We start from the raw sequence: 14233 nt of genomic DNA, 5'->3' as shown, positions 1-14233 counted from the left end.
TGTCGCTGCCCGTCTGGATCTGGTCATGGCCGTCGCGTCCAGGCAGCGGCCAACCATGCTGGAAAGGCTTCCGATATGATGCGCGCGCGTGCCCTCCTTTTGCTCGCGGCGCTGCTGAGTACGACCGCGGCGAACGCCCAGACGGTTGCCGCGGCCGATCCTTTGGTCGATGGCTTTCGCGATCCCCCCGCCAGCGCGCGACCGCGCGTCTGGTGGCACTGGTTGAATGGCAACATTACCGAGGACGGGATCACCAAGGATCTCGAATGGATGCACCGGATCGGCATCGGCGGGGTGCAGACCTTCGACGCGACGCTCGGTACGCCGCAAATCGTCGAGCGGCGGCTGCCCTATATGACGCGGCCCTGGAAACATGCCTTCGCGCACGCCGTGGCGACCGCCGATCGGCTCGGGCTCGAATTCGCGATCGCGGCCTCGCCCGGCTGGAGCGAGACAGGTGGTCCGTGGGTCGCGCCGCGCGATGCGATGAAGAAGCTTGTCTGGAGCGAAACCGACGTCTTGGGCGGAACGCGGTTCCGCGGTGTGCTCGGGCCGCCGCCCGTAACGACCGGACCGTTCCAGGATATCGCGTTCAAGAATGACGAACCGGGCGGCGCGCCCGTCGCGTCGCCAAAGCCGAGTTTCTACACCGACGTCGCAGTTCTGGCGTACCCGATCCCCGAGGGTGCCGCGCCGCGCGTGACGGCGAACGACGCTATCGGAACGCCCCTCGACGCCGCGGCGCTCTCGGATGCATCGCTGGTCTCCGCCGTCGATGTCGCAAGGGGAACGGCCGCCGCGCCGGGACTGGCCATCCTGCGGTTCGCCGCCCCGCGCACCATCCGCGCAGCGACGGTATTCATCAGCGATGCCAAATCGACGTTTTCCGCGCCGGTGCTGCGTCCGATCATCGAGGCAGAGGTCGATGGCCGCTGGCGCAAGCTCGCCGACGTTCCGCTCGGGGTCGTACCGACGACGGTGTCGTTCGCACCCGTCCGCACGCGCGCGGTACGGCTGGTGCTCGTCCCGACCGCCATGTCGGGGCCAAGGCCGATGAGCATCGGCGCGCCGGGTGCCGAGATCATCGACATATTCCCGAAAGCCCCGCAGGGCCCAACAGTCCGCCTTGGCATGTTTCGCGTAAGCGATGCCGCGCGAGTCCATCGCGCCGAGACCAAGGCGGGGTTCGACATCGCGCTCGACTATTATGCGCTCGACGCGCCCGCGAGCCCGGGGGTCGATCCCGCGCGCGTGATCGACCTCACCACCCGGCTGCACCCCGACGGCACGCTCGACTGGAGCCCGCCGCCGGGGCGTTGGCGGATAGTGCGGCTGGGTTCGACGCTGCTCGGCAAGACCAACCATCCCGCGCCCCCCGAGGCGACCGGGCTCGAGGTCGACAAATATGATGCCGCAGCGGTTCGGCGGTATCTCGAAACCTATCTCCACCTTTATCGCGACGCCGCGGGCAAGGACGCGATCGGCAAGAGTCTCGGCGCGCTGCTGACCGATTCGATCGAGGTCGGCGCATCGAACTGGACGCCGGACATGGTATCTGCGTTCAAGCGGCTCCGGGGCTACGACCCTATACCTTGGCTGCCCACGCTGACCGGGGCGGTGATCGGCTCGGCGACACGGAGCGACGCGTTTCTGTACGACTATCGCCAGACGCTCGCCGACCTGCTCGCCGATGCGCATTACGGAACGCTCGCTGCGGTGGCGCATGAGCATGGGCTGAAAGTCTATGGCGAAGCGCTCGAAGACAAGCGTCCGGTGCTCGGCGACGATATGGCGATGCGGGCGCATACCGACATTCCGATGGCGGCGATGTGGACGTATGGCGCGGACGGACCACGCGCGACGCTGATCGGCGATGATCGCGGCGCGGCGTCGGTCGCGCACATTTATGGGCAGAATTTGGTCGCGGCCGAGTCCCTGACCGCCGCTTTCTGGCCGTGGGCGTTCGCGCCGGCCGATTTGCGGCCGATGATCGACCTGGAATTCGCGAACGGCATCAATCGGCCCGTGATCCACACCTCGGTCCATCAGCCGCTCGACCGGGCGCCGGGGCTCAGCCTGGCGATGATCGGGCAGTATTTCACGCGGCACGAGACCTGGGCCGAGCTGGCACGACCCTGGATCGACTATATCGCACGCACCAGCTTCCTGCTGCAGCAGGGGCGCAATGTTGCCGATCTGGCTTACTTCTATGGTGAGGAAGCGCCGATCACTGCACTCAACGCGGTCACACCGTTGGCCGACGTGCCGCCTGTCTGGGGCTGGGATTATATCAATGCACCCGCGCTGACCGATGCGGTAACGGTCGAGCACGGGCTGATCGTCGCGAAGGGCGGTGCGCGCTACAAGGCGCTTTATCTCGGTGGCACCTCCCGCCGGATGACGCTGCCGACGCTGCGCCGCATTGCCGCGCTCGCCGAGGCGGGGGCGACCGTGATCGGCAAGGCGCCAGATAGCAGCCCGAGCCTTGCCGACGATCCCGCGGCGTTTGCAACGCTCGTCACGCGGTTGTGGGCCGGGGGGCAAGAGACGCGCGTAGGGGCCGGCCGCGTGATCGCTGTCGACAGCGTCGCGCAAGGGCTGGCGCGCGCCAAGATCGCCCCCGATTTTCAGCATAGCGGACCAGCCGACGCCGAGTTGGCGTTCGTGCATCGGCGCACCGCTGGCGCGGACATCTATTGGATCGACAACCGCGGAAATCGAGTCGCGCAGATCGATGCCACCTTTTCGGTAAGCGGTAGGATCCCGGAACTGTGGCATGCCGAGACCGGCCAAAGCGAGCCGATCTCCTGGCGACGGTTCGGCGGGTCAACCGTGACCCCGCTTACGCTAAAGGCGCATGAGTCCGTGTTCGTCGTATTTCGCAAGCACACAGCGCTAGGCAGCGAGACTGTCGCACCGACCGTCGAGACGCTCCTTGCAACGCTGAACGCGCCATGGTCCGTGACATTCGAGCCGGGGCGCGGGGCGCCTGCCAAAACCACGATGACCGTGCTGCAGCCGCTCGATAAAAGCGCCGATCCGGGCATCCGCTATTTCTCGGGAATTGCGACGTACCGCAGTGGGTTCGACCTGCCGCGGGCAAGCGCGGCAAAATCGGTGGTGTTGGACCTTGGCAGCGTCGGGGACGTGGCGGAGGTGCGGATCAACGGGCTGAGCGTCGGTACGCTGTGGCACCCACCGTACCGCGTCGATATTGGCAGCGCTGTCCGCGCCGGCCGCAATACGATCGAAGTGCGAGTTGCCAACCTTTGGGTCAACCGCCTGATCGGCGATGCGCAGCCGAACGCGGAGAAAGTGACCTTCACCACCCTACCGACGTATCGCGCCGATGCGCCATTGCGGACCTCCGGCCTGATAGGGCCGGTGGTGCTATCGACTCGGCATTGAGAGAAATCTCGACCGCGCGGAAATCCTCATGCGGAGACAAGTGAGCGTCCTTAAGTTGCCTCGCCGCAAATCCATCGGCCCGGTCGACATCGATCCGAGCGTTAAGGCAATCACCGTGGTGCGAGGGACGCGTCGCTTCGTTCGCCCGATGCCCTCTTCAAGCGGAGCGCGAGAGTTCCAAACAATGTTAATGTTTATCGATGTCTCAGAACGGACGCCATTCCTCGGTAGTATTCTGATGCTGCCATACTTCTTCCGAAATTTTAATTACGACGCGGTTGGGTCGACCACGTGGTCGACGTAAACAAGCCAAGCTGAATGCAGGTTTCCGCAACCACACACCGACATACCAAACCGTCTCAGAAATTCCCGAGGCGGGTTTTGTGTCTGCTTTCGGTGGCTTGTCGCCGATTCATCGCCGCTTGCTGCGCGCGCTTTGGTGCCATTCTGGCCCGTGATGCCCCGCTTTTTTGGGGTATTTCGAGGGGCACGTCATCGCGCATGCCAATCTCACAAGCGGCCAATCGTTGCGAGTTGCCGGAATTCCCCCTCATAATACCGCGATGGTGGTCCGAGCGCAGCCGCCAGTATTTCTGCGGAAAGCGATGGTCGGTCTGGCATCGCCTACACCTTCTCGTCGGTCCGATCGATCAGGATTGGCGTACGGTGTCGAGGACACGCTCGCCCTTTGGCAACGTAAGCCGTACCAGGACCGGCATCGCGAGCAATACCAAGGGGTATTGCAAGATCAGACCGGCGATGATCGCAATCGCGAGCGGTTGCTGGATCCCCGAGCCCTGACCGATAGCCAGCGCAAGTGGCAGCAGCGTGAAGATCGCCGCGAGTGTCGTCATCGTGATCGGGCGCAGACGGTTGCGGCTCGCCTCGCGCGTCGCCGCCGCGGGCGGCATGGTCCGCGCCAGCTCTTCGAATTCCGAGACGTAGAAGATCGCCATCTCGGTGCCGATGCCGATGATCATCGTCATTCCCATCAGCGCCGTGATGTTGAGATCGACCCCCGCCGCCCACAGCGCGGTGAACACAGCGGTGGTCGACAGCAGCGAACAGCCGATGATGATCACCGGCAACCAGAAGCGGCGATAGAGGATCAGCAGCAAGACCAGCTCTGCCACCAGCGCCGCCCCGAACACTTTGATCAACCCGGAAAAAGCGATCTGTTGCTGCTGGTAGAGGCCGCCCAGTTCATACCGCACGCCGGGGCCGAGAACGCTTGGCCGGTCGAGCACCGCCCGCACGTCGCCGACCGCAGCACCGATCCCGCGGCCTTGGATTCGCCCGGTCACCGCGATCATCGGTTCGAGATTTTCGCGGCTGATCTGCGGCTGTCCGGTCACCGCCTCAATCGTGGCGACGCGCGACAGCGCGAAGACGTGTCCGTCGCTCGCGCGGATCGGCAATTGGGCGAGCCCGGCTTCGCTGAGCGTCGGTGCGTTGGGCAAGCGCACCCGCACGTCGACCGCCTTGCTCGGCTGGGCGAGCGTGGTTGCAACGCTCCCGGTCAACGCGGCGCTCAACTGCGCCTCGATATCGGCGGGAGCGACACCCTCGATCCCTGCGCGGACCGGATCGACATGCACGTCGAGCGCATCGCCCGCGAGCTGCACGCCATCCTTCACCTCGACCACGCCGTCGATCTTACCGATCAGCGCAGCGACCTTGCGCGCCTCGCCCTGCAGGACCGAAGGGTCGGCGGCATAGAGCTTCACCTCGATCGGCTGCGGCACTGCGGTCAAGTCGCCGATCAGATCCTCGATCAGCTGCGCGACTTCGACCTGGACGCCGGGTACCTCCGCGGTGATCCGCTCCGCCACCGCCGCCGCGATCTCCTCGGTCGGGGCGGCATGACCGGGCTTGAGCCGCACGAAATAGTCGCCGTGATAGCTCTGCCCGAGATCGCCGCCGAGCCCGGTGCCGAGCCGGCGCGAGAAGGTCAGCACGGCCGCGTTGGCCTTCAACATCGCGTCGATCTGGCCGACCTGCCGCCCCGTTTCATCGAGCGACGTGCCGGGCGCAGTGTAATAGTCCATCACGAACCCGCCTTCGTCGACCTTGGGCATGAAGCCGCTCGGCACGTTTTCGTAGCTGACATAGCCGATCGCCAGCAGGGGAACCGCGGCGATGGCGAGCAGCCAGGGGCGTGCCGACAGGCGGTCGAGAATGCCATCGTGGAGCCGCGCCATACGCCCGACTCCGGGCGTGCCGGGGTCATGCCACGCGCTGAAATCGACCAGCCAGCGCACCAGCACCGGCACGACGAACGCGGTCATCGCCCAGGAGATCGCAAGCGCCGCCGCCATCGTCAGCGACAGTGCCTTGGAGAAGGCGCCGGTCACCCCGGTGAGGAACGACAGCGGCACGAACACGATCAGCGTTGCAAGACTCGATCCGGTGAGCGGCGCGAGGAACTCGCGCGCCGCCGGGATCACCGCGGCGTCCCCGGCGGGTCGGCCGTCAGCGCCGATCGCGCCGGCGCGGCGTGCGATATGCTCGACCATCACGATGACGTCGTCGATCAGCAGCCCGACGGCAGCGGCGATCCCGCCGAGCGTCATGATGTTGAAGCTCATCCCCAGCATGCTGAGGACGAGCACCGTTGCCGCAAGCGTCGCGGGCACGACGATGACCGCGACCAGCGTCACCCGCCAGCTGCGCAGAAAGCCCAACAGCACCACCGCTGCGAGCACGAGCCCGATCAGCACTGCGTCGCGCACACTGGCGACCGATTGCGTGACGAGCTCGCTCTGGTCGTACCAGCAGACCAGCTTGACGCCGGGCGGGAGCGCGAGCGTGGCGAGCTTCTGCTGCACGCCCTGCGCGATCCGCACCGCATTGCCGTCGGGCTGTTCGTAGATGTTGAACAGCACCGCGGGCGTGCCATCCTCGACGATGCGCTGCCACACCGGGACGGCACCATTCTGCACGGTCGCTACGTCGCGAACGCGGACGACGCCCTGCGGATCGGCAGAGACGATGATTGCACCGATCTGCGCCGCGGTCGTCACGCTGCGATCGGCGATGACGAGCGACAGGCGCCCGCGATCCTGCACCTGTCCGACCGCGCTCAGCACATTGCCGTTGCGGATCGCGGTGGTGAGGTCGGCCATCGACAGAGCGTGATCGGCGAGCCGGTGCGGATCAGCGAGCACTTGCACCTCGGCGGTGTCGCCCCCCTGCACGCCGACGCGCGCGAGCCCTGGGACCGAGGAGAGCAACGGCGTGATCTGGTATTTTGCGATATCCTGCAGCGCGACCGGATCGGCGGCGGTCGAGACGAGCGCGTAGGAAATGATCGGGAACACCGTCGGGTCCATCCGCCGGACGGTGTATTGGGTGCCACTCGGAAGCGACGCGATCGTCCGCGCGATCGCCGAATCGACCAGCAGCGTGCTCGCGACCATGTCGCGGCCCCAGCCGAAATCGATCGAGATCTGCGCCGCCCCGCGGCTGGTCGCGGAACGGACGTCCTGCACCCCGGGAATCGCGCGGAGCGCTTCCTCGACCGGGCGGGTGACGGTCAGCGCGGTCTGATCGGCGGGGCGGCTGCCGGCATCGAGATCGACCACGACGCGCGGGAAGGACACTTGCGGAAACAGTCCGATCGGCAGCGACAGCGCGGCGACCAGCCCCGCCACTGCCAGTGCGATGGCGATCAGGACGAAGGCGCGCGATTGCTCGCGCAGCAACCGCTCGAGCATCAGCGCGTCCACCGCACGGCGGCACCGTCGCTGACCTGATAGGCACCATCGACGATCAGGCGACGCCGGGGGTCGATCGCCCCGCTGACGACATCGCCCGCATCAGAGGCGAGCGCCACCGTGACGGGGACGGCGACCGCCTTGCCGCCGCTGACCTGAAAGACGTGCGCCGGCCCGCCCGCGGTGACGACGGAGCGATGCGGCACCACCCAGCCGGCGACCTGCCCAGTGGCGATCGCGACCTGCATAGCTTCGCCCGGCAACAGGCTTCCGACCGGAAACGCAACGTCGACGTCGACCAGCCGGGTCTTGGCATTGAGCGCATTGCTGACCCGTAGCACGCGTCCGGTCAGCGACGTTCCGCCCGACAGCCGGACGAGCGACGCGGATTGCCCGACCGCGACGCGACCGCGCTCGGCAGGGTCGACGCCGGCGGTCACGATGATACCCGTTCCCTTGGCGACCGTCAGGATCGGGGCGCCCGCTTGCGTCCGGTCACCCTGGGCGACGCTCACGGTGGTGACGACGCCGTCGAACGGGGCGGTCAGCGTCTGTTCGCCGTTCCCCGCCCCATCCGCCTGCAACGCCGCAAGCGCGGTCTGCGCGTCGGACACCGCCTTTTCCGCCTGGACCAACTGATCCTGCGTCGCGAGTTGTTGCGACAGCAGCTGCGCGGTGGTCGTGCGTTGCTTGCGTGCCGCGCTCAGCGCATCGACCGCCTGGCGGTACAAGCTCCGCGACGCGGGCGCGGTGGCGAAGCTGGCGAGCGGCTGCCCGCGCCGGACCGCCGTGCCGGGGGCGACCATCAGCCGCGTGATCTGGCCCGGCTGCGCTTCGTTGAAGCTACGCGTTCCGTTGAGCGCGGGCGCAACGGTGCCATAGCCGATGACCGTTTGGGGCAAGGATCCCTGGATCGGAGCGACTGTGGAAACGAGCGCGCTCGGTACTGCGGTTTGTGCGGAATCTGGGGTGCCCCCCGCACCGCAGCCCGACAGCGCCAGCGCGATCGACAGACCGAGCGGCACCCTCATCGCGACACCGCCCGGGCGTCGTCGGCGCGCAAATCCACGGTCGGCAGGCCATCGCCGACAAGCGTCTGGATCGCGACCTGTCGGTCGAGCAATCCCAGTTCCAGCGTCATAATCTCCTGTTCCTTGGCAAAGCGGTTGTAGACGAGGTCGACATAGCCCCGCTCGTCGATGTTGGAGGCGCCGAACGCGGCCTGCGCGCGGTTGGCGGCGGACCGCGCCGCGGGTAGGTCGCGGCGCGCGACCGCAAGCTGCGCGGACAGTCGCTCCATCTCACGCAGCAACGCACCGACCGTGCCAACCGCCGTCGCAAGGCGCGCGGCATAGTCGGCCTGGAGTTGCGCACGAGTCGCGCGCGTGATCGCGACATTGCCCTGGTTGCGATCAAAGATCGGCAGGCCGATCGCGACATTGGGGCCGGCATTGATGACCTTCGAGCTGTCGCTGCTGACGCTGCCGCCGAGAACGACGTCGGGGAATTGCGCGACGATGGCCTGGCGCAGCTGTTCGTCGGCGGCGGCATAGCCCATCCGCAGCGCGATCAGATCGGGGCGGCGGTCGGGCAACGTCGCGAGCCCGGCGCGGATCGCGGCGGGGTCGAACCGCGGCAGATCGATCTGCGTCGCGAGCGGGACGACGACGTCGGGCGCGAGCCCGAGCAATGCGTCGAGCTGATGCATCAACGCCAATTGCCGCTGATCGAGCGCATCGAGCGCGGTCCGCGCGGCCTGCAGCGCGACCCGGTCGGGCGCGACCGTCACCAGCGTGACGTTGCGCGCGGCGAGTGCCTGTTCGAGCTTGGCGTTGCGCGCGGCCAGCAACCGATAGGCCGCGACATAGCTTTGCCGACTGGCTGCGCCGAGGATCAGGTCGCCTGCGACTTGCCGCGCCTGCCCCGCGACTTGCCATTCCTGCCAGACGATATCCGCGGCGACCTGGCGTTCGCTGTCGACAGCGGCGCGGCGGCGCGTGCGGTAGGTGAGCAGCGCCTTGATGTCCTGGCTGAGGCCGATGTTCCACGCGGGCACCGCCCCGCCACCCGACAGCAGCGGGAGGAAGGCGCCGGTCAGCGACGGATTGGGCAGGACACCGGCCTGCCGCGTCTGGCCCGCGGCGATCGCGCGCCGCAGCCGTGCCGCCTTGAGGTCGGGATTGTTGGCGAGGGCGAGGTCGACCACCTGCGCGACCGACAGCGGTTCTGTCGCGACGATCGTTTCCGCCCGCGCCAACGATCGCACGTCGGCCGCCAGCGGTGGCGCGGTCGCCAGCGGGAGCGGGGTGTAGCGCGCGCACCCGGTCACGCCGCTCAGTGCGGCGAGCGCAGCCATGGCGCGGCGCGGAAGGGTACGTCTCAACGCGGTCAACTCCGGAAGCCGAGCCGCGGAAAGAACGCGCGACCGTCGTGCGATATGGCATAGGCGGATGATGATCCGGATATTGTTTATTCCCAACTTGCGCGCGACGCGGGACGTCCGGCTAGGCGATCGTGCTACGCAGCTGGTGGAGGTGATGCGGTGAACCTGCTGCTGCTCGAGGATGACGAAGCGACCCGCACCCATCTGGAGCACACGTTGGTTGCGGCAGGGCATGTCGTCGACGCTTGCAGCAACGGTAGCGACGCGATCGTCCTCGGGTCCACCAACGATTATGCTGTCCTCATCCTCGATCGCATGGTGCCCGGAGTCGATGGGCTTGGCGTGCTCAAGGCGCTTCGCGCGGCCGGTGTTCGCGCCCCCGCGATCTTCCTCACCGCGATCGACGGAGTCCATGACCGCGTCGAGGGGCTCGACGCGGGCGCCGACGATTATCTGGTCAAGCCGTTCGCCGCGATCGAGTTTCTCGCGCGGGTCAACGCCTTGTTGCGCCGCCAGGCGGCTCGAGATGTGGCGACCGTGCTGCGCGTCGCCGATCTCGAAATCGATTTGATCAAGCGCAGCGTGCGGCGTGGCGGCCGGGCGATCCCGTTGCAGGCGCAGGAGTTCAAGCTGCTCGAATATTTGATGCGGCACGCAGGCGAGATCGTCACAAGGACGATGCTGCTCGAAAACGTGTGGTCGTTCCATTTCGACCCGCAGACCAATATCATCGAAAGCCACATGAGTCGCTTGCGCTCGAAGGTCGATCGCGGCTTCGATCAGGAACTGATCCATACGGTGCGCGGCGCGGGCTATCGGTGCGATGGCCTGGCTTAGCGGTTTCCGGAGCGGCGCGTTCCGCTTTGCCTGCCTGCTCGCGCTTGCCTTCGCGGCAGGCTCCGCGCTCGTCTTGGTCGTCGTCGAGCGGTCCATCGCGCATTATGCGGTCGATGCCACCGAAGGCGGCTTGACCAGCGAGGCCGCGATCCTTGCCGGCGAGGACCGGGAAGAGGGGCGAGCAAGCCTGATCGGGGCGATCGCCCGGCATCGGCGCGCCAGCGGCGCGGAAGCGTTCCGATACCAGGTGATCGACCGCGCCGGACGCCTGCTGGTCGACGATATCGGCACGCCGACGGTCAGGCTCGGCTGGGGGCAGGTCGCGGTGCACGACGACCCGCAGGACCCCGCCGCCGAAACCTTGCGGAGCCTCGGGGTTGCTCTCCCCAACGGCGGGACGCTGGTCGTCGCCACCGACACTTACGACATCCAGGAATTGCGGCGTGCGCTCGACCGCTTCCTGGTCGTCGCGGGAGCGGTCATCACCGTGCTTGCGCTGGTCGGTGGCTATCTCATCGGCGCGCTGTTCATGCGCCGCCTCGACCGCGTGAACGCTGCGATCGCGCGGGTGATGGCGGGCAATACGGCCGAACGTCTGCCGCCGATCGGTATCAGCCGCGAATTCGACCAGCTCTCGGCGAACCTCAACGCGATGCTCGACCGGATCGGCGCGCTGATGGACGGCCTGCGCCAGGTCACCACCGACATCGCCCACGATCTGCGCACTCCGCTCGGGCGGCTTCGCCAGCAGCTCGAGCAAACGCGCGATGCGCGTGACCCGGAGCGGTTCGACGCCAGCATCGACACCGCCATCGCGCAGACCGACGAGATTCTCGCGATCTTCCGGGCGTTGTTGCGGATCGGGACGCTCGAGGGGGGCGACGGGCGCCAATATTTCGCTCCGCTCGATTTGAGCGAACTGGTCGGGCGAGTGATCGCCGCGTATCAGCCCGTTGCCGAGGACGATGGGAAAACCTTGATCGCGGCGCATGCCGACGGCCTGCTGATCGAGGGCGATGCCGAATTGCTGGCGCAGATGATGACCAATCTGGTCGACAATGCGATCCGCCATACGCCGGCCGGAAGCACCATCGTCAGCCGGCTAGAGCAGATCGACGGCGCGATCGTCGCGAGCGTCAGCGATGACGGACCTGGCATTCCGCCGCATGAACGCGACGCCGTGCTGACTCGCTTCTACCGCCTCGACCGCAGCCGAAACTTGCCGGGCGCTGGGCTCGGCATGGCGCTGGCCGCGGCGATTGCGGCGCTCCATCGCGTCCGTCTCGAACTGCTCGACAATCGCCCTGGCTTGCGGGTTCGCCTGACCTTCGCGCAGCCCACACGCGTGGTCGAGACCGGGGTCGCAGCGCTGGATTAGCGATCCCTAACGTGACCGCGGTGGGGCGCTGGGGCAAAAGGCAGCCCTCATCTTCGTGGAGACCGCCATGCGCCGCCCTTCGCTTCTCGTCCTGCTCGCTGCAGCTGCCGCCACGCCGTCCGGTCTCGCGGCGACGCCCGCGCCGATCTATGCCGTCACCCAATCGATCGCTGGGCCCGACGGATCGTGGGACTATGCCCGCACCGACGACGACGGCACGTTCGTGTATGTCGCGCGCAGCAACGCCGTCACGGTGCTGGAAGTGGCGACCGGCAAGGTCACCTCGCTCGGCAGCGTGCAGCGCGGCCATGCGGTCGTGCCGCTGTCCGGCGGCAAGCTGCTGGTAACGAGCGGGACCGATGGCACCGTGCGGTTGTACGATCTGCGGTCGGGTGCCGAAACCGCGAGCATCGCCGTCGGCAAGAAACCCGACGCTGCCATTCTCGATCCGCAGAAGGCCCATGCCTATGTCATGAATGCCGATAGCGGTACCGTGTCGGTGATCGACCTCGCCACCAGAAAGGTGTCTCGCACGATCCCGGTCAAGCCCGCGCTCGAATATGCCGCGTTCGGCGCGGACGGGACGCTGTTCGTCAACAACGAGGAGGCGGACCAGATCGAAACGGTCGACGTCGCGCGCGGGGTCGCCGGCAAGGCGATCGCGCTGCCGGGCTGCAAGGCACCGACCGGGCTCGGCTATGACAGCGCGCACGACCGCCTGATCGCGTCGTGCGCCAACGGCAAGGCCGCCATCGTCGACGCCCGTCGGCGGCAGCTGAGCGCGCTCGTCGATATCGGCGCGGGGCCCGACGCCGTGATTATGGACGAGGCGCGCGGGCTCGCGTTCATCCCGTGCGGGAAAGACGGGGTGCTCGACATCCTTTCGCTGAAAGGTGTCCGGGTGGAAGCCGTGGGCGTCGTGACGACCGAAGTCGGCGCGCGCACCGGCGCGCTCGCCCCCAAAACGGGCGCGCTGTATCTGCCAACCGCGAAGTTCGGCGCGGCTGCAGCGGGCGGCGGACGTCCCGCGATGGTGCCGGGCTCCTTTCACATTCTGGTGGTCAAACCTGCGCGTTGAAGGTGCGGTTTTGCGATCGTCGAACTTTGTTCAACGATCGTCGGCACAGCCACGCGCGCGGCAAAAACCGCGCGCGCCGAGAAAAAAAGGCGGCCTCCCATCTCATCAACGTCCAGTCCGCCGAGGACATCGTCAAATATCCCACGACGCAACGCGAATTCTACGACCAAAGCTACGAGGCGGGTGTTCGGTTCAAGTTCTGACGATCTCGCGCGTTTCTCCGATGGTGATGCATACCGGCGGCGCAGCGTCCTGTGGCGTGCGTAGTTTCCGACGCTGTTCCGTCGCAGCGGCCTGCTAGATAGCGCCATCGCGACACGGCGTGCGCTTCAGAATGGGTGAAGCAGTCCCCGCCCGGTCGACGCTTTCGAGGAGACGAATGATGGCCGGCACCGACTCACGCATCAAAGACGTCGGGCCACAGCCGCAGTCGTTCGACCTCGAACGCGCGACTAGGGACAATGCCGAGTATCGGTCCGTCGCGTGGAGCGGTCGCTATCTGCAGGTGACGTTGATGTCGATCCCGGTCGGTGGCGATGTCGGTCTCGAGGCGCATCCCGAGACCGATCAGTTCCTGCGCCTTGATGCCGGCCATGGGCGCGTGCAGATGGGTGCTGCCAAGGACGCGCTGAGCTTCGAGAAAGACGTTTCGGACGGCTGGTGCGTGCTCGTTCCGGCGGGAACGTGGCACAACATCACCAACACCGGCACGACGCCGATGCAACTCTATACCGTCTACGCCCCCGCGCATCACAGGCCAGATACCGTGCAGGCCACGGCAGCGGCGGCCAAGGCCGACCAGGGCGACGAACCGGCCGCCTGGTCGGTGCAACCAAAGCCTGCAGCCGACAAGCACGGTTGACGGGGGAGATGCGCAAGGTTCGGATCGATATGGCCGGGCAGCGCTATGCGCGGCTTCTGGGGGTGGATTTTTCGCACACAGATCGGCACGGCCATTGTCATTGGCTGTTCGCCTGTGATTGCGGCACCATGATCGTGGCGCATGGCGGCAACGTACGGGCAGGAAGCACCACGAGCTGTGGCTGCAGACACCGCGAGATCAGCGCCGCGCGGCTGCGCACGCATGGCGAGCGCGCTGACAAACGGCATGCGCCGACCTACCGCGCTTGGCAGGCGATGAAGAGCCTGTGCGACAATCCAAAGGTCAGCGGCTATCCGCAATGCGGCGGCCGAGGGATTGCGGTGGCTGCGCGGTGGCGAGACGATTTTCCCGCATTCCTGGCGGATATGGGCGAACGCCCGCTCGGAATGACGCTCAGGCGCGACGATGCCCAACGCGACTTCGGCCCGAACGCCTGTCATTGGGCAGTGGTGCCGACGCGCGCTGAGCGGACTGCGCGCTCGTGGAGCCATCGCCACGCCGAGGTGTAAGGCGGATCATCGGCGCGCGCCGGGGCATCGCACGGACTGAC

General features: G+C 66.9%; 10 protein-coding genes. 7 read left to right on the top strand and 3 right to left on the bottom strand.

Annotation, left to right across the window (positions count from 1 at the left end; all coding sequences use genetic code 11):
* The first annotated feature begins 78 nt into the window (after positions 1-78).
* A complete protein-coding gene (locus tag ABIB28_RS12955) occupies positions 79-3408 on the top strand; it encodes a glycosyl hydrolase (RefSeq protein WP_354288503.1) in 3330 nt (1109 codons plus the stop codon).
* Between the two features lie 650 nt (positions 3409-4058).
* Here the strand turns inward: ABIB28_RS12955 and ABIB28_RS12950 are convergent.
* From ABIB28_RS12950 to ABIB28_RS12940, 3 genes are read right to left on the bottom strand one after another with little or no spacing between them, the layout of a single operon-like run.
* Positions 4059-7124, bottom strand: coding sequence for an efflux RND transporter permease subunit (locus tag ABIB28_RS12950; protein ID WP_354288529.1), 3066 nt, complete (start codon positions 7122-7124; stop codon positions 4059-4061).
* Complete coding sequence (locus ABIB28_RS12945; protein WP_354288502.1) at positions 7124-8155, bottom strand: efflux RND transporter periplasmic adaptor subunit; 1032 nt, start codon at positions 8153-8155, stop codon at positions 7124-7126. Before ABIB28_RS12945 ends, ABIB28_RS12950 begins: the two co-directional genes overlap by 1 nt.
* Positions 8152-9480, bottom strand: coding sequence for a TolC family protein (locus ABIB28_RS12940; RefSeq protein WP_354288501.1), 1329 nt, complete (start codon positions 9478-9480; stop codon positions 8152-8154). Before ABIB28_RS12940 ends, ABIB28_RS12945 begins: the two co-directional genes overlap by 4 nt.
* A gap of 186 nt (positions 9481-9666) precedes the next feature.
* Here ABIB28_RS12940 and ABIB28_RS12935 point away from each other — a divergent pair, with 186 nt between their 5' ends.
* The 6 genes from ABIB28_RS12935 to ABIB28_RS12910 all read left to right on the top strand — a co-directional run bounded on the left by ABIB28_RS12935 (position 9667) and on the right by ABIB28_RS12910 (position 14192).
* On the top strand, positions 9667-10344 hold the full coding sequence (locus tag ABIB28_RS12935; RefSeq protein ID WP_354288500.1) for a winged helix-turn-helix domain-containing protein: 678 nt from the start codon (positions 9667-9669) through the stop codon (positions 10342-10344).
* Positions 10331-11722: a sensor histidine kinase gene (locus tag ABIB28_RS12930; RefSeq protein WP_354288498.1), complete on the top strand. Its 1392-nt coding sequence runs from the start codon at positions 10331-10333 to the stop codon at positions 11720-11722. The genes ABIB28_RS12935 and ABIB28_RS12930 overlap by 14 nt, the downstream gene beginning before the upstream one ends.
* Positions 11723-11789: 67 nt before the next feature.
* Positions 11790-12800, top strand: a complete 1011-nt coding sequence (locus tag ABIB28_RS12925) for a YncE family protein (protein WP_354288497.1) — start codon at positions 11790-11792, stop codon at positions 12798-12800.
* A gap of 26 nt (positions 12801-12826) precedes the next feature.
* Entirely contained in the window at positions 12827-13003 is a 177-nt protein-coding gene (locus ABIB28_RS12920; protein ID WP_354288496.1) for a hypothetical protein, read from the top strand.
* Between the two features lie 179 nt (positions 13004-13182).
* Positions 13183-13662, top strand: coding sequence for a cupin domain-containing protein (locus ABIB28_RS12915; RefSeq protein ID WP_133190880.1), 480 nt, complete (start codon positions 13183-13185; stop codon positions 13660-13662).
* 8 nt (positions 13663-13670) lie between these two features.
* On the top strand, positions 13671-14192 hold the full coding sequence (locus ABIB28_RS12910; protein WP_354288494.1) for a hypothetical protein: 522 nt from the start codon (positions 13671-13673) through the stop codon (positions 14190-14192).
* Positions 14193-14233: the final 41 nt, after the last annotated feature.

Origin of the sequence: Sphingomonas sp. UYEF23 (assembly GCF_040546165.1) — a bacterium.
GTDB classification, from domain to species: domain Bacteria; phylum Pseudomonadota; class Alphaproteobacteria; order Sphingomonadales; family Sphingomonadaceae; genus Sphingomonas; species Sphingomonas glacialis.
Note: the sequence above shows the minus strand (reverse complement) of the source record. Positions and strands in the feature narration are given on the sequence as shown.